The 16,242-nt window shown below is 62.9% G+C and carries 15 protein-coding genes; 11 read left to right on the forward strand and 4 right to left on the reverse strand.

The window, feature by feature from the left end:
* Positions 1–52: 52 nt before the first annotated feature.
* Positions 53–811 carry an SDR family oxidoreductase gene (locus FA94_RS35210; RefSeq protein WP_035560697.1) on the reverse strand — a complete coding sequence of 253 codons (759 nt, stop codon included), beginning with the start codon at positions 809–811 and terminating at the stop codon, positions 53–55.
* Positions 812–913: 102 nt separating this feature from the next.
* Positions 914–1,876 carry a GlxA family transcriptional regulator gene (locus FA94_RS35215; RefSeq protein ID WP_035560699.1) on the reverse strand — a complete coding sequence of 321 codons (963 nt, stop codon included), beginning with the start codon at positions 1,874–1,876 and terminating at the stop codon, positions 914–916.
* A 224-nt stretch (positions 1,877–2,100) separates the two neighbouring features.
* Here FA94_RS35215 and FA94_RS35220 point away from each other — a divergent pair, with 224 nt between their 5' ends.
* From FA94_RS35220 to FA94_RS35240, 5 genes are all read left to right on the forward strand, one after another.
* A complete protein-coding gene (locus FA94_RS35220) occupies positions 2,101–3,063 on the forward strand; it encodes a LysR family transcriptional regulator (RefSeq protein ID WP_035560702.1) in 963 nt (320 codons plus the stop codon).
* Positions 3,064–3,174: 111 nt separating this feature from the next.
* A complete protein-coding gene (locus tag FA94_RS35225) occupies positions 3,175–4,368 on the forward strand; it encodes a CaiB/BaiF CoA transferase family protein (protein WP_035560705.1) in 1,194 nt (397 codons plus the stop codon).
* Positions 4,365–5,306, forward strand: coding sequence for a hydroxymethylglutaryl-CoA lyase (locus tag FA94_RS35230; protein WP_035560708.1), 942 nt, complete (start codon positions 4,365–4,367; stop codon positions 5,304–5,306). Before FA94_RS35225 ends, FA94_RS35230 begins: the two co-directional genes overlap by 4 nt.
* A gap of 59 nt (positions 5,307–5,365) precedes the next feature.
* Positions 5,366–6,697 carry an MFS transporter gene (locus FA94_RS35235; protein ID WP_035560711.1) on the forward strand — a complete coding sequence of 444 codons (1,332 nt, stop codon included), beginning with the start codon at positions 5,366–5,368 and terminating at the stop codon, positions 6,695–6,697.
* 244 nt (positions 6,698–6,941) lie between these two features.
* Entirely contained in the window at positions 6,942–7,235 is a 294-nt protein-coding gene (locus tag FA94_RS35240; RefSeq protein WP_035560715.1) for a hypothetical protein, read from the forward strand.
* Between the two features lie 55 nt (positions 7,236–7,290).
* Here FA94_RS35240 and FA94_RS35245 read toward each other — a convergent pair whose 3' ends face one another.
* A complete protein-coding gene (locus tag FA94_RS35245; protein ID WP_035560718.1) occupies positions 7,291–8,877 on the reverse strand; it encodes a Na+/H+ antiporter in 1,587 nt (528 codons plus the stop codon).
* A 405-nt stretch (positions 8,878–9,282) separates the two neighbouring features.
* On the opposite strand from FA94_RS35245, the gene FA94_RS39695 reads away from it, so the two are divergent.
* From FA94_RS39695 to FA94_RS35260, 3 genes are read left to right on the forward strand one after another with little or no spacing between them, the layout of a single operon-like run.
* Positions 9,283–9,999 (forward strand): DUF6531 domain-containing protein, encoded by a 717-nt coding sequence (locus FA94_RS39695; RefSeq protein ID WP_231585102.1) that lies wholly within the window; start codon positions 9,283–9,285, stop codon positions 9,997–9,999.
* Positions 9,984–10,874, forward strand: a complete 891-nt coding sequence (locus tag FA94_RS39700; RefSeq protein WP_035560724.1) for a hypothetical protein — start codon at positions 9,984–9,986, stop codon at positions 10,872–10,874. The genes FA94_RS39695 and FA94_RS39700 overlap by 16 nt, the downstream gene beginning before the upstream one ends.
* Entirely contained in the window at positions 10,871–11,392 is a 522-nt protein-coding gene (locus FA94_RS35260) for a hypothetical protein (RefSeq protein ID WP_035560728.1), read from the forward strand. Before FA94_RS39700 ends, FA94_RS35260 begins: the two co-directional genes overlap by 4 nt.
* A gap of 376 nt (positions 11,393–11,768) precedes the next feature.
* Here the strand turns inward: FA94_RS35260 and FA94_RS35265 are convergent, their stop codons facing one another.
* Complete coding sequence (locus tag FA94_RS35265; protein ID WP_035560730.1) at positions 11,769–12,494, reverse strand: GntR family transcriptional regulator; 726 nt, start codon at positions 12,492–12,494, stop codon at positions 11,769–11,771.
* Between the two features lie 161 nt (positions 12,495–12,655).
* On the opposite strand from FA94_RS35265, the gene FA94_RS35270 reads away from it, so the two are divergent.
* The 3 genes from FA94_RS35270 (at position 12,656) to FA94_RS35280 (ending at position 16,219) form a co-directional block, all read left to right on the forward strand.
* Positions 12,656–13,876, forward strand: coding sequence for a pyridoxal-phosphate-dependent aminotransferase family protein (locus FA94_RS35270; protein WP_035560733.1), 1,221 nt, complete (start codon positions 12,656–12,658; stop codon positions 13,874–13,876).
* Between the two features lie 259 nt (positions 13,877–14,135).
* Entirely contained in the window at positions 14,136–15,422 is a 1,287-nt protein-coding gene (locus tag FA94_RS35275) for an MFS transporter (RefSeq protein WP_035560736.1), read from the forward strand.
* Positions 15,423–15,469: 47 nt separating this feature from the next.
* The gene (locus FA94_RS35280) at positions 15,470–16,219 is read left to right on the forward strand and encodes a 2-keto-4-pentenoate hydratase (protein WP_035560739.1); all 750 of its coding nucleotides are present in this window, start codon (positions 15,470–15,472) and stop codon (positions 16,217–16,219) included.
* Positions 16,220–16,242 lie beyond the last annotated feature (23 nt).

Consider the following 16,242-nt stretch of genomic DNA (forward strand, 5'->3'; position numbering starts at 1 on the left):
GCGCCCGAATCCGCTCAAAGGTGAGTGTTTTCGGGAGCGCTGACGGCGCGCGTTAAACCGGCTTCGCGATCTCGCGAATGTCGGCCACCGGCGTTTCGCCGAAGCTGTCGCCGAGTGCGTAATCCAGCAACTGGGTCGCGCACTGTTCCGGCGTGGCAAGCTGACCGTTGCGCTTGAGGTCTTCGAATTTTTCGCGCAGCGGGAACTGCTCGGTGCCGCTGCCGCGAATCTCCGCCTGCATATTCGTATCGATCACGCCCGGCGCCAGGCTGCAGATGCGCAACGCGCGATTCGCGTCGAGCGCGACGGCGCGCGCGTGATGATCGAGTGCGGCCTTGGTCGCGCAGTAGATGCTCCAGCCAGGATACGCATTGCGTGCCGCGCCGCTCGAGATATGGACGATGCGCCGGTCGGCGGCGTCGGGGCTGGCGGCGGCGAGCGCGCTCGCCAGCATCAACGGCGTGGCGACGTTCAGGCTCACTGCGGTGGCAATCGCCGCGGGGTCCTGTCCTTCGATCGGTCCGATGGGCTGCACCATGCCCGCGTTGTTGATCAGCAGCACCGTTTGCGCGCCCTTGAGAAACGCATGCAGCGCGTCGGTCGCGATCCATTGCGCGACGCGCGCGGGGTCGTCCAACGTCAATTCGATTTCTTCGAGCTGCGTGGGAAAGCGCGCCTTGAGCGTGGCATGACGCGAGCGGGACAGGCCCAGCACCGCGACGTCGCGCGCGAGCAGTTGCTCGGCGAGCGCGGCGCCCAGACCGCGCGTGTGGCCGGTGACGATCGCGCGAATCGGAGAAGAGGGAGTCATGTCGTTCCTTGAGATCGGTGGCTTGGGGAGGCGGCTATTTTCTCACGCGGGTTTCATGCGTGCTGAGCGGCGCGGCTTCGGCGCCGGGTTCGACCGAGGCGCTCAACTGGAACGGAAGCGCTCGCGATACTGCATCGGCGTCGCGCCGATTCGTTTGGTGAAGACGATCCGCATCCGGTCGGCCGTGCCGAAACCGCAGTCGTAGGCGATCGCCTTCAGCGCCACGCCGCTGCTTTCGAGCAGTTTGCGCGCCGCATCCACACGTGCACGTTCGACGAATTCGTGCGGTGTCACCTGCGTCTCCTGTACGAACACGCGCGCGAAGTTTCGTGCGCTCATGCCCGCGACATCCGCCAGTTGCTTCACCGTGAAGCTCTCGCGAATCCGCTCCATGACGTGCGCCTGGACCTTGGCGACCGGCGAGGTTTCGTCGGCCGGCGCGGTGAGATACGGACTGAATTGCGACTGGCCGCCCTGGCGCTGGGCGAACACGACCAGACGTTTGGCGACGGCCAGCGCGGTGTGCGGACCATGATCTTCGGCGACCAACGCGAGCGACAGATCGATGCCGGCCGTTACGCCTGCGGACGTGACGAGCGGTCCATCGCGCAGATAGATGCGATCGAGGTCGACGCGCGCCTTCGGAAACTGCGCCGCCAGTTGCGCGGCGTGCTGCCAGTGCGTGGTGACGTTGCATTCGTCGAGCAAGCCGGCATGGCCTAGCGCGAATGCGCCGGTGCAGATCGAGCCGTAACGGTCGCATTGCGCGGCGACAGTCGTCAGCCATTCCAGCAAGCGTTCATCTAGCGCCTCGCTGTCCGGCAGCGCCGGGCCGCCAGCGATCAACGCCAGATCGAACGGGCGGCGCGCTTTGCCGAAGGTTGTATCGGCAACGAGCGTCATGCCGTTGGACGCGCGCAGCGGCGCCGCCTCGGCACTGATCAGCTTGACCTCGTAGCGCGCGGCCGGCGCAATGAAGCGGTTGGCTTCGGAAAACACGTCGACGGGTCCGGCGACGTCGAGCGCCTGGACGCCGGGAAAGATCGCGATCGCGACGGTAGACATCGAAAGACTTCCTTTGACGATGGACGGCATCCGCTAGTCGCGGCGGTCAGCGCTGTGCGGTGGGCACTGCGCGTGTGGCAGAGTGTAATTCGACTGATGCCCCGAGGTCACGCGCAGGCACGCACACGCGCATCCGCGTGGCGCGTGTTTCAGGAGGGACATCGCACCTGTTTCCGCATCTGGCGTCAGAATAGCCGGATCGCACAACCACGCGGCGCCCCGTTATGGCCATCAAAAATCTTCTGCGAAGGCTCGACCTCACCACGCTCCACCTCTTTCTCGCGGTCTACGAGGAAGGCACGCTCACGCGCGCGGCCGAGCGGGAAGCGATCGCCGTCTCGGCCGCCAGCAAGCGTCTGCTCGAACTGGAACAGACGATCGGCGCGACGCTGTTTCAACGCAACGCGCGCGGCATGACGCTGACGCCGGCGGGTGAAACGCTGCTGCACCACGCGCGTCGCGTGATGCGCGACATCGAGAATATCGGCATCGAACTGGCCGGGCATGCAAGCGGCGTGCGCGGTTATGTGCGGATGATGGCCAACCTGTCGGCGATCGTCGAATTTCTGCCTGAAGACTTGCGCGCGTTCCAGTTGCAGCATGAGCGCGTCAAACTCGACCTGGAAGAGCGGCCGAGCGGCGGCGTGGTCGAAGCCGTCGACGACAGCCTCGCGGATCTCGGCATCTGTTCCGGCGAGGCCGATACGCGCGATCTGCACGTCGCGCACTATCGGCACGACTCGCTGATCCTCGTGATGCGCGACGATCATCCGCTGGCGGGACGCGCCAGTGTGGCCTTCGCCGAAACGCTGGACGGCGATCACGTCGGCCTGCACGCCGCGAGTTCGATCAACGCGCGCACCCATCTGGCCGCGCGTCAGGCGGGCAAGGCGTTGCGGCTGCGCATCCACGTGCCGGGCTTCGACGCGGTCTGCCGCATGGTGCAAGCGGGCATGGGCGTGGGCGTTTTGCCGCTCAAGGTGTATCAACTGATGGGCCGCCCGCTCGGTCTGATCGGCGCGCCGCTCGAAGACGACTGGTCCGAACGCAGCCTGATCCTGGTGGTGCGCGACGTCGAGGCGTTGTCGCCGGTGAGCCGCCTGCTGTTCGACCATCTGCGTTCGGTCGAAGCCGCCGAGGCTTCGACTAGCCAGTCCCCCCCCAACACCCCGCCAGCCGCCGTCTGACGCCGAGCGTTCGCCGTTCGCGAACGGTCGTTGGCGAATTGCGGTTGGACGCCGCCGTCGCGCCGCTTCTAAGCTCTCTTCCAATACGAAACCCGCTTGGGAGACAGCAACATGGGTGGACCTCTTCAGGGTATCCGCGTCGTCGAGATCGGAACCCTCATCGCCGCGCCGTTCGCCGCGCGCCTCATGGCGGAATTCGGCGCCGACGTCATCAAGATCGAAGCGCCCGACACCGGCGACCCACTTCGCAAATGGCGCAAGCTGCACGAGGGCACCTCGCTCTGGTGGTATCTGCAGTCGCGCAACAAAAAGTCGATCTGCGTGAATCTGAAGTCGGCTGACGGTGTCGAGATCGTCAAACGGCTCGCCGCCGACGCCGACGTCGTGATCGAAAACCTCCGCCCCGGCGCGCTCGAAAAGCTCGGCCTCGGCTGGGACGTGCTGCACGCAATCAACCCAAAACTGACGATGGTCCGCATTTCCGGCTACGGCCAGTCCGGTCCTTATCGCGACCGGCCGGGCTTCGGCGCGATCGGCGAAGCGATGGGCGGCATTCGCTACACGACCGGCGAAGTGGACGGCGCGCCGGCGCGCGTTGGCGTCAGTCTTGGCGATTCGCTCGCTTCGCTGCACGGCGTGATCGGCGCGTTGATGTCGCTGCTGCGCGTGAAGACGGGGCAAGGCGAAGGTCAGGTGGTGGATGTGTCGCTGGTCGAGAGTGTGTTCAATCTGATGGAAAGCCTCGTGCCCGAATACGATCTGCTCGGACACGTGCGCGAGCGCAGCGGTGGCGCGTTGCCGGGCATTGCGCCGTCGAACACTTATCGCACGGAAGACGAAGGCTATGTGGTGATCGCCGGCAACAGCGATCCGATTTTCAAGCGCCTGATGCAATTGATCGGCCGCGCCGATCTCGCCGACGATCCCGCTCTGGCACATAACGACGGCCGCGCGAAACACAGCGCGATGCTCGATCAGGTCATCACCGCGTGGACCTCGTGCCACGCCACCGAGGACGTGCTGGCCGCGCTCGAACGTGCCGAAGTGCCGGCGGGCCGCATCTATTCCGTGGCAGACATCGTCGCCGATCCGCACTACCAGGCGCGCGAGATGTTGTTGCCGGCGCAACTACCCGGCGGTGTCACGGTGAAGATGCCGGGGATCGTGCCGAAGCTGTCGGATACGCCCGGCGAAGTGCGCTGGCAAGGGCCGGCGCTCGGCGAGCATACCGGCAGCGTCCTGAATCAGCTTGGATTCAGCAACGAAGATATCGCGCGTTTGCGCGGCGAAGGAGTCGTGCAATGAGTGCCATCCCATTCGACACGCTGATCGTGCAGGAAGTGGCGCCGCGCGACGGCTTGCAGATCGAGCCCACCTGGGTCGAGACCGCCGACAAGATCGCGTTGATCGACGCGCTGTCCACCACGGGCTTCACGCGTATCGAAGCGGGTTCGTTCGTCTCGCCGAAAGCGATTCCGGCGTTGCGCGACGGCGAGGCCGTGTTCCAGCAGATCGCGCGGCAGCCCGGCGTGATCTACGTCGCGCTGGTGCCGAATCTGAAGGGCGCCGAACGCGCGCTGGCTTCGCGCGCCGACGAGTTGAACCTGGTGATGTCGGCGAGTCAGACGCACAACCGCGCCAATATGCGCATGAGTTGCGAATCGTCGCTCGCGGCGTTCGGCGACATCGTGCGGCAGGTGAAGGGCTCGGGCGTGTTGCTGAATGCGTCGGTGGCGACGGCGTTCGGTTGTCCGTTCGAAGGCAAGATCGACGAAGACCGCGTGATCGCGATTGTCGACGCGTATCGCGAGATGGGCATCGAAGGCGTCACGCTGGCGGATACGACCGGGATGGCGAATCCACGCCAGGTGGCGCGGATCGTCACGCGCGTCCTCGAGCGTTTGCCGGCCGCCGCGCTCACGCTGCACTTTCACAACACACGTGGTCTCGGTCTCGCCAATGTGCTGGCGGCATACGAAGCCGGCGCGCGCCGCTTCGACGCCGCGTTAGGCGGCCTGGGCGGCTGTCCGTTCGCGCCGGGCGCGTCCGGCAATATCTGCACGGAAGATCTCGTGAACCTGTGCGACGAAATGGGCATTCCCACCGGGATCGATCTGGAGAAGTTGCTGACCTTGTCGCGCGGATTGCCTGCGTTGCTCGGCCACGATATGCCGGGACAACTGGCAAAGGCCGGCCGCAATCGCGACCTGCATCCCGTGCCGGACTACGTTCTACACATCTGATATTCCCTAACCGACTACACGACCGGACGGCATCGCTGAATCCGGCATTGGAGACACGCATGAGCGACCTGGGCGCAGTGGCTGCCGGCAGCCGTGAGCACAACGCGGACGACGCCGCGGCGATCATCCGCAAAGTGGCCTGGCGGCTGATGCCGCTGATCATGATCTGCTATCTGTTTGCGTTCTTCGACCGCATCAATATCAGTTTCGCGAAGTTCCAGTTGCAAAGCGATCTCGGTTTGTCCGACACCGCGTACGGTCTCGGTGCGAGTCTGTTCGTGATCGGCTATGTGCTGTTCGAAGTGCCGAGCAATCTGTTTCTGTACAAGGTCGGCGCACGGCGCTGGATCGCGCGGATCATGATCTCGTGGGGCCTCGCGACGGCCGCGATGGTGTTCGTCAATAACGAATGGCAGTTCTACGGACTGCGGTTTGTGATCGGCGCGATGGAAGCGGGTTTTGCGCCGGGCGTGCTGTATTACCTGACGCTGTGGTTTCCGCCGAGTCATCGCGGGCGCATTACGTCGATGCTGTTTCTGGCGTCCGCGTTTTCGGGTCTGGTCGGCGCGCCGTTGGCGGGTCTGGTGATCGGGCATATGAACGGCGTGCTCGGTATGCCGGGCTGGCACTGGTTGTTTCTGCTCGGCGGCTTGCCGTGCATCGTGCTGGGGTATCTCGTGTTGAAGGTGCTGAAAGACCGGATCGACGACGCCGACTGGCTGTCGTCGACGGAGAAGTCTTTTCTGACGGCGCAGATCGCGCAGCAAAGCCGTCATCCCGAGACCGGACATTCTTTTCTCGGTGCGATCAGAACGCCGGGCTTTCTGACGCTGGGTCTGGTCTATTTCCTGATTCAGGTGGCGTCGTACGGATTGAACTTCTGGGCGCCGCATTTGATTCGCGTGGCGGGGACCCACAACCCCACCGTGATTGGCTTGCTGACGGCGGTGCCCTATGTGTGCGGCGCCATCTGCATGGTGGTCGTCGGACGCCTGTCCGATACGAGCGGCGAGCGGCGCAAGTTCGTTTGCGGCTTGCTGGTGATGTCGGCGATCGGCTTTTTTGCGGCGGGGTACTTCGATAAGCAGACCGCTTTGCTGGTCGTTGCGTTGGCGGTGATGGGCGCGGGGGTGGTGGCGTCGATCCCGGCGTTCTGGGCGCTGCCGCCCAAGCTCGTGACCGGCGCCGGCGCGGCCGGCGGGATCGCGCTGATCAATACGCTCGGACAGCTTGGCGGCATCGTGAGTCCGGTGATGGTGGGACGAGTGCGGGATCTGACCGGCAGCACGACGCCGGCGCTCTACGTGATCGGTGCAATGAGTCTGGTTTGCGCGCTGATCGTGTTGTACGGCTTGCCGGAGTCGTTGCGACAGAAGGATGCCGCGAGATGAGCGGCATCGCGTAGCTGAAGCATCCTTCGAATAATTTTTTGCGAGGTACGTCATTTCCAGTCAGCGGCGGCGACTAAGTCCACGAAACATCCGGACGATCGTACATGGCGGCCAGCCCCGGATGTTGCATTGCCGGGTACGGCATGGGCAGTGGATCGACCGCTGCCCGGTACGTCCAGGCGTTTGAACGTCGCTGCGTGGCCCGCTATCGAAGCGCGGTCACCGGCCTGAAACTGGAGATGACATGAAATCGATCCGAGCCGCCATGATGTGCTGCCTGTTGCCGCTTGCGTTTGCCGCGGGTTCCGCGCAGGCGCAGGGAATCGGGCACGCCGGCATGTATCTGATGCCGCCGAACTACAGCATGATGATGGACAAGCTGACGCCTGAGCAGCGCACGCAAGCCATCGGCATTCAGCAAAAAATGATGCAGATGGAAATGGAGTATCAGGACAACGTGGCCCAGATGGAAATGAAGCACACCCACGACATGATGCAGATGCAAAGCCAATTGCTCGACATCTTCAAGGGTCACTGAACGTCGACGCAGTGCTTCCGGGGCGCGCGCGGTGAAGGTGCCGCGCGCGCAACCGTCATCCTTTGCCGTGTGTCGCGGCAATTTCCTGCAGATCCAGATCGTGTTCCAGAACGCTCAGGAGTTCGTCGTGAATCAAACCCGTGCGGTGCAAGCGTAGCAATTCGACGCGCGCTGCGGCGACCGCGGCCAGTACCACGTCGTAGTGCGCAGCGCGGACGCCCGACGGATAAGCCGCTTCGCTTTGATACGCCTCGGTCATGCTCGCACGATAGGTGTACTGCTCCAGCAGCCGTGGATGAATCACGCTGCCATCCGCCCCATGCGCGAGCGGTAGAACCGCGGCGAGTTGCGCCGCTTCGAGCCTGGCCCAAGCTTGCGGTTCGCTCAGATGGCGGGCGTTCTGCTCGTCCGCGTGATCCGGATTGATCCAGTGAATCAGCGGTCCGATCGTCGTGCCTTGACCTAACACCGTCACGAGAATGACCGCGAAGGACGCGACCAGAATCAGATCGCGGCCGGGCATGGCTTCGGGCAGCGACAGCGCGATAGCCAGCGTGACCACGCCCCGCATGCCGGCCCAGCTGGTGACGGTGGCCGAACGCCAGTCGGGCGTGCCGCCTTCGCGCCGTGCCCACTTGCAGATCCGCGCCTTCAACCATTCCGTCGTGAAGACCCACGCGAAGCGCGACAGCACGACCGCCGCCAGCACCGCGCCGACCGCCGGCGCCAGCGCGGCGAGCGTGTCGCCGACGCCGCCCAGCCGCGCGATCACGCCGCGCAGCGAGAGGCCGATCAGAATGAAGACCAGCGCTTCCATCAGAAAGATCACGACCTGCCAGAAGGCCGTGCCGCGCATCCGGACGGCGGCCGAGAAGACCTCGTGCTGATACCAGCCGAGCATCATCCCGCAACTCACGGTCGCGATGACACCGGACACGCCCAGCATGTCGCCGGCGATGTAGCTGATCCATGGCGAGAGTATCGATGCGGTGATGATCAGGTAGCCGTCGTCGAGAAGCCGCAGCAGCCTGACGACGACCAAGCCGATCACCACGCCGACGGCGACGCCGCCAAGCGCCAGCACGGCGAAGTGCCCCGCCGCTTCTTGCGCGCTGAACGCGCCGGTCAATGCGGCGGTTACGGCAATGCGGAATAGCACGATGCCGGCGGCGTCGTTGAGGAGGCTTTCGCCTTCGAGCAGCACCATCAGGCGGCGCGGCAGCGCGACGCGTTCCAGCACGGCTTTCGCGGCGACGGCGTCGGGCGGCGAGACGACCGCGCCCAGCGCGAAGCAGGCGCCCCATGGCAACGCGGGCACGACCCAATGCACCACCAGGCCCACTACGAGCGTGGTGAAGGCGACTGCGCCGATTGCGAGCAGCAGGATGCCGCCGAGGTTGCGTTTGAACTCGTCCCACACCGAGAAGTACGCGCCATCCATGAGAAGCGGCGGCAGGAACACGATCAGGATGAGTTCGGGATCGAGATTGAAGGTCGGCAGCCCGGGCACGAAGGCCATCGCGGCGCCGCCGACCAGCAGCGCGGCGGCGGGCGGGAGACGCAGCCGCTTGGCGAGCAGTTCGAGACCGATGATCGCGACGAGCGACAGCAGGACGAGTTTGAAGCCCATGACGGAAGACATGCGCGGCCTCGGTAGATGGCGGGGAGTTACTTTTTATCACAGGGGCGGGCGGATCCCGTTGCCTGTGGGCGAGCGGTGGGGGATTGGTTTGTTGCTTCAATGACTTGGGTGGGATGTGCTCAGGTTGTCCACAGGCTTATGGACAAAATGTGGGGATAAGGTTGGGGGAGGCAGAAGCGGCGCACGGTGCGTCGACAAGATGTGTCTGTACGACGAAGAGGATGGGTATTTCGTCAGGGGATGACAGGCCGATGAGTGATTTCCTGGGGCCGATGTAGGCGCCGCGGGAGGCGCTCGGTCATAGATGAAATGACAGCAAGGGTTGGAGAATTTTCGGGGTTTTTCGTCGCTCGGTTCCTTATCGCGTGCTTGTTCTTCGAGCAAGTACAACGGATGAGGACGACGGTGAAAAACGATAGCGTGACTGAGAGGCCGGTCGGCATAGTGGTTCGACTGCTTGCCGCATTCATGTTGCTAACGGTGGCCTTCGGCGCGAATGCCTTCGACTGTCTCACGCCTTACGCGCAGTCCGGTGCGACGCCGGGATCGAAGACGTGCCGTCTCGATGTAGTGAGCAACACGCCCGGCGGGATGGGCAACTATGCGTGCATCAACGACCTCGCACTGATTGACCAATGGTGCGCGGCGCCGAAGGCAAACGAGCCGGAGGCCAGTTGTCCGATTGCTGATCCGGTGTATCCGGGTAATGGCGCTGTCACGCTAACAGAGGCCGATTTCGTCAGCGGTGACGATCTGCCGATGCAGTTCACGCGGACTTATCGGTCGAAGTCGTTGAGCGCTTCGTCTGCGGCGATGGGGCCGGTGTGGTTTCACAGCTGGCAACGCGGTCTGGGATTGACCAACGCGAATAGCGGCAGTTCGTCGACGGTGCTTGCTTATCGTGAGAACGGCGAACCGGTCACGTTCAAATGGGCGAGTGGCAGTTGGCGTTCGGCCGGCTTCACGGGGCTCGCGCTTGCACAGAATGGATCGGGCTGGACGCTAACCGACCTTCGCTCCGAGACCGTCGAATCGTATTCGTTCAGCAACTGGCGGACGGCAAGGTCGCGGGTCAATGGAGAGTCACGCGCGATGCGACCGGGAACGTGTTTGCGATCGTGATCCAGCAGAGGATTCCGGACGCGACCGAGATGATCATGCGGGACGCCGCACACCGCGTTCTGAATGGCTACAACCCGACGGGTGATTTCTATCTGCATTACGACCGACGCGGACGCATTGATCTCTTCAAGTTCAGTGAGTACGCGAGTGCGGCGAATGGCGGTGTTCGACGGGTATTCAAGGCCCGGTGGGGTTACTCGCCGGATGGTCAGGTTGTTTCGCGAGTTGGGACGGTTGCAAGGAATGGCAGCGTTCTCAATCTGAATGACGGTACGGACATTCCGATCAGTAGCGATGAGACTGACCAGTGGATCGATAACTACAACTATGGCGATTCGCCGGTTGGGCCGCCTGCGAATCTGCAGGGCGTGCGGCAGATGCTGCGGGCTGGAGGTTTTGCGGGGACGGGGACGGTTTGCGGCGATTGCCATTTCTCCGCGGGATTGATCGACGGGGCGGCGCGTGGGATTGCGTTTGTCTGGCGGCTCGCGCAGAACCCGGCGGTTAGATACGGGATCGGACAGGGTGCGAGGAAGGCGGCGGAGAACTGGGAGCGCATCAAGGCGTTGTGCAAGCCCGCCGCGGAGACGGAGGTCGATGGGATTCCGCCGGGCAGGATTACGTCGGAATACGTTGATATTACGGTGGGCTTCAGCAGGCGCAACATTAAGACGGATGTTGGCAAAGCTGAGTTTGAGGCAAACCTTGTCGAGAGCGGCTATGTACAGACGTTGAGTAAAGATGGTAAGGCAGACATCTTCACTAAGGGGGAGAGCCAGTACACTGTCCGCGATAATTCCACATCCGGCTATATCACCGCAGACGTGAAACGTAGTGGTTCAAACATAGCGAAAATCAGACTGGGGGGACAGTGAGTAAAAGTGAATACCTGACCGACCATGCAACCTTCGACCGTTTGCGGAGACAGGCCGACGAGGGCAAGAGGCTGGTTGCCGACGCGGTCCGGGACGGTACCGCGCTTTACTTTGACTCGTCCGATATTTGCACATTTCAGTATCACGCTTTCTTGCGGTCGCTTGTCGCGAAGACCGGCGAGACCGCGTTCGCGGCACTCGTGTTGCGACCCGCGCCGGAAGAATATTTCTACCACCACTTTGCAAAATATTCTGCGTTGATCTTCCTGCCGGAACATTCGGATCAGGATTTTGTGGCATCGCTCAATGCTGATCCGGGTGGGAGCCTGGCGGACGCGTTCGATGCTAACTCTGAGCGGTATGCCATTTTTCCACTCCGTGGAAAGTGGGCGATTTACGCGGACCGACAACAGGAGCTAGCTGCAATGGCAGGACCGCGTGATGTCCTCGCGTTTACGCGCCTGCATTATCCGTTCGCGGTCCTTGAGGAGAGTCCCGGGTTTGCAATTGTGGACTAGGTCGCTGGGCATCGCAGATCACCAAGGGCCAACCGACGCATCGATTTGCACAAGCGTATTTGCGTCAATGGCTTGGCGCTGTTTCAAGGGTGTTGTCCACAGCCTTGCCAACAAATTCTGTGGACAACTGGAGGATGATGTTCGGAGTCTTGGACAAGATACCCGCGAGGCGCCTATTTGAGCGTCGTCGAGCCTGCAATGACGCGTGATGCTTACGCATGAGCCGCGAGGCGATATCTCTGCCGCATCAACCACTTGCCTGCGATGTCAGAACCTTATCCACAGCCTTGCGAACAATTTACGTGGAAAAGTTTCAAGTCCAGCGCAAGCGCCAGCGCACCCCACCAACGCCGACCCCCAACACCGCTTCACCGCCCTAAGCCTTAAACGTCGAAGCCGACACATCTTCCCGCGACTGCACCTGCAAAACCGCATCCCGCTTATCAAGCAAGTGCTGCCGAAGAATCGCGCTGAGCTTCTTGCCGTCGCGTGCTTCAAGCGCCTTCAGCATCTCGTCATGGTCGTGAATCGCGCTATCCCACTTCGGGATCTGGAAATTCGACCGGAACCGGAGCGCCTGCAAACGACGATTCACCGCGACATAAGTCTGTCGCAGCGCTGAATTTCTGGCCGCCTCATTGATCTTGTCGTGAATCGCCTGATTGCGGCTGTAGTACCCGGCCAGATCGTTTTGCGTGCGGCACGCGAGCATCGCGTAATGCAGCGCCTTGATCTCGGCCAGCTCGGCCGCCGTCATGCGCTCCGCCGCCAGCTCGCCGGAAAACGCTTCGAGACCGCTCATCAATTCGAAGGTCTCGCGCAACTCCGCTTCCGACATCTTCGATACCGAGGCGCCCCGGTTCGGCTCGATCTCGATCAAGCCCTCCGCCGCCAGCACCTTCAGCGCCTCGCGCAACGGCGTGCGCGAAATCCCGAGCGTCTCGCACAACTCGCGCTCATTCAGTTTCTTGCCCGGCTCGAGCACCCCTTCGACGATAAACCGGCGAATGTGCTCAACCACCGTGTCGTGCAAACGCTGCCGCTCGACCTTCGGCATCAGCGGGGAAGCGCCCACACCCGCATCGAAATCCGAATTTTGCATACAAAAGCCCTCACATCGTGTTACGTCGGATTTTATCGGAAGCGCGCCGATTAGTTAAGAGCGGGGGTAAACACCGGTCCGAAAAGGCAATTTTCGCCTTGGGGGCGTCACGGATCGTCTGATATAGTTTTTTGCATGCAAAATTCAATCGGAGGAGCCCAATGCTCAAATTAGACTTTCACCCCGCTGGCCGTCACTTTCTGCAGATCCCGGGTCCGAGCCCGGTGCCCGACCGTATCCTCCGGGCGATGAGCTACCCGACCATCGATCACCGCGGCCCCGAATTCGGTGAACTAGGTCTGCAGGTGCTCGAGGGCATCAAGAAGATCTTCAAGACGCAGCAACCCGTGGTGATTTACCCGGCGTCGGGCACGGGCGCCTGGGAAGCGGCGCTGTCCAACACGTTGAGCCCCGGCGACCACGTGCTGATGTTCGAAACCGGCCACTTCGCGACGCTGTGGAAAAAGATGGCCGAAAGCCTCGGCCTGAAGCCGGAGTTTCTCGGGCTGCCGGGTATCGAAGGCTGGCGACGCGGGGTTCAGCCGCAGATGATCGAAGAGCGTCTGCGCGCCGACACCCAGCACACCATCAAGGCGGTGTGCGTGGTGCACAACGAAACGTCGACGGGCGTCACGTCGGATATCGCCGCGGTGCGCCGCGCGATCGATGCCGCGGGTCACCCGGCGCTGCTGCTGGTCGACACGATCTCGGGCCTCGCGTGCGCCGATTACCGTCACGACGAATGGGGCGTCGACGTCACCGTGTCCGGTTCGCAAAAGGGGTTGATGCTGCCGCCGGGCATCAGCTTCAACGCGATTTCGCCGAAAGCGATCGCCGCCAGCAAGCAGGCGAAGCTGCCGCGCAGCTTCTGGGACTGGGCCGACATCGTCGAGATGAACAAGACGGGCTACTGGCCGTACACGCCGAACACGAACCTGCTTTACGGGCTCTCCGAAGCGCTCGACATGATTCTCGGCGAAGGGCTCGACAACGTGTTCGCCCGTCACGAGCGTCTCGCCGAAGCGACCCGTCGCGCGGTGCGTGCGTGGGGCCTGGAGATTCAGTGCGCCGATCCGTCGGTGTATAGCCCGGTGCTGACCGGCGTGATGATGCCCGACGGCATCGATGCCGATGTGGTGCGCAAGGTTATCTACGAACGCTTCGACATGTCGCTCGGCACGGGTCTCGGCAAGATGAAAGGCCGCATGTTCCGCATCGGCCATCTGGGCGACTGCAACGATCTGATGTTGCTGGCCACGTTGGCCGGCTGCGAGATGGGTCTGCGGCTCGCGGGCGTACCGCTCAAGGAGAGCGGCCTGCCTGCCGCTATGGAGTGGTTGAGCCAGCCGACGAAGGCGTCGGGTTTGAAGGCGGCAGCCTAACCCGCCCCAGACGCGCGGCCGCCCTGCTATTCGCCCAGCGGCCGCGCAGAAAAAAGCAACAAGCAAGCAACAGGCAATCGACAACACCAGCACCAGGCAACTCGCAGCCAGGGAAGGCGGGAGCACTTCCCTCACCAAGCCGCGCTGAGACGCGGCCCGAACAACATGCGATGGCCCCGCCTCAGCCTATGCCGCTGACGGGCAACGACGCAGCGCGCCATTTCAGGCGTGCCGTCGACACATGCAATGGAGAGAGACGATGAAGCGGTTTCGTGTGACCAGTGCGAGCAGTATCGTTCTAGTGATGCTATGCATCATGTACTTCATCACCTACCTCGACCGCGTGAACGTCAGCACGGCGGCTGCGGGTTTCGGCAAGGAATTCAACCTTTCGCATACGGAAGTCGGCCTCGTGTTCTCGGCCTTCGCGTATCCGTATCTGATCTTTCAAATTATCGGCGGGTGGGTCAGCGATCGTTTCGGCGCGAAACGCACGCTGCTGTTTTGCGGCGCCGTGTGGGGCGTCGCGACTTTGCTGACCGGCTTTGCCGGCGGTCTGGTCTCGCTGCTGGCCGCGCGCGTGCTGCTCGGTTTCGGTGAAGGCGCAACCTTTCCCGCCGCAACGTCCGCCATGGCGCGTTGGGTCGCGAAAGAGAAACGCGGCTTCGCGCAAGGCATCACGCATGCGGCGTCGCGGATCGGCAATGCGGTGGCGCCCGGCCTGATCGTGCTCGTGATGGCAACGTGGGGCTGGCGTGAATCGTTCTATATCTGCGGTGTGTTCAGCCTGTTGTGGGTCGCCGTGTGGGCCTTCACGTTCACCGAGCATCCGAAAGATCATCCGCGTATCACGACCGAAGAACTCGACATTCTGCCCGCGCCGAAGCCGAAAGCCGCCAGCGTGCCGTGGGGCAAACTGTTCCGCCGCATGTGGCCGGTCACGATCGTGTACTTCTGCTACGGCTGGACCTTGTGGCTGTTCCTGAGCTGGATTCCGCAGTACTTCCTGCATAGCTATCACCTGCAATTGTCGAAGTCGGCGATCTTCGCTTCGGTGGTGTTTTTCGCCGGTGTGCTCGGCGACACGCTCGGCGGCATCGTGACCGACTGGATTTTCGCGCGCACAGGTAGCCTGAAGCGCGCCCGTAGCTGGATGGTGTCGGTCTGCATGTTCTTCTGCCTGCTCTCGCTGATCCCGCTGATGTTCACGCACGACCTGTATCTGTCGATGGCTTGTCTCGCGTCCGGCTTCTTCTTCGCCGAAATGACGATCGGTCCGATGTGGGCGATCCCGATGGACATCGCCCCGGAATTCTCCGGCACCGCGAGCGGCATGATGAACACCGGCTCGGCACTGGCCGCGATCATCTCGCCGGTGGCGGGCGGTTTTCTGATCGACTACTTCGGAAGCTGGGAGTTGCCGTTCGTCGGCAGCATGCTGTTGATGGCGATCGGCGTGGTGCTCGCGTTCCGCATGCAGCCCGAGAGCAAATTCGCAGTCAATCCGGCGGACAACGGGCAGGTGCCCACCCGTCTGGGCGCGTAACCAGCCGACGACACGACGCCGTTCTCTCTCCTCGCTTCAAGCACGCTATGACGACATCACTTAGCCGGCGTCTTGCCGACGCACGCCGGAACCACACCACGCTCGACGCGCTGTCGCCAGAGCTTATTCCCGCCGACGCCGATGCGGCCTACGCGATCCAGCACGAGATGCTGGACGCAAGCGGCGCACGGATCGGCGGCTGGAAGATCGGCGCGAAGTCGGATAGCGGTCCGATCCAGGGCGCGCCGCTGCCCGCCGTCGATATGCATGCCGACGGCGCGCGGCTGGCGCGTGCGGATTTCACGCCGTTGGGCCTCGAACTGGAAGTGGCGTTTCGCTTCGGTCGTCGCTTCGACGCTTCAACTACGCCGTATAGCGAAGCGGAAGTGCGTGCGGGCATCGGCTCGATCGGCGCGACCATCGAAATCGTGTCGAGCCGCTACGCGGCGTGGCCCGACGTCGACAAGCTCGCGCAACTCGCGGACCTGCAGAACAACGGCGCGTTGCTCGTCGGCGAGTTCACGCCGTATCGCGAGGACTTTCCGTTCGTGGCGCCGTCGCTGCGGTTCAGTTTCGACGGTCACGACGTGGTTCAGACAACACCCGCCAACCCCGCCGGCGATCCGCGGCGTCTGCTGACGTGGCTCGTCAATCATGCGACGTCGCGTGGTATTGCCGTGACGCCGGACATGGTCATCACCGCCGGCTCCTACACCGGTATGTTTTTTCCGCAGAACGCGGGCACCGCGAGCGGACGCATTGAAGGCCTCGCGCCGGTCAGCCTGACGCTGTACTAGCTAGCCCGTTTTTCCAAAGGCAG

The sequence above is a fragment of the Burkholderia sp. 9120 genome (genome assembly GCF_000745015.1).
Lineage (GTDB): Bacteria > Pseudomonadota > Gammaproteobacteria > Burkholderiales > Burkholderiaceae > Paraburkholderia.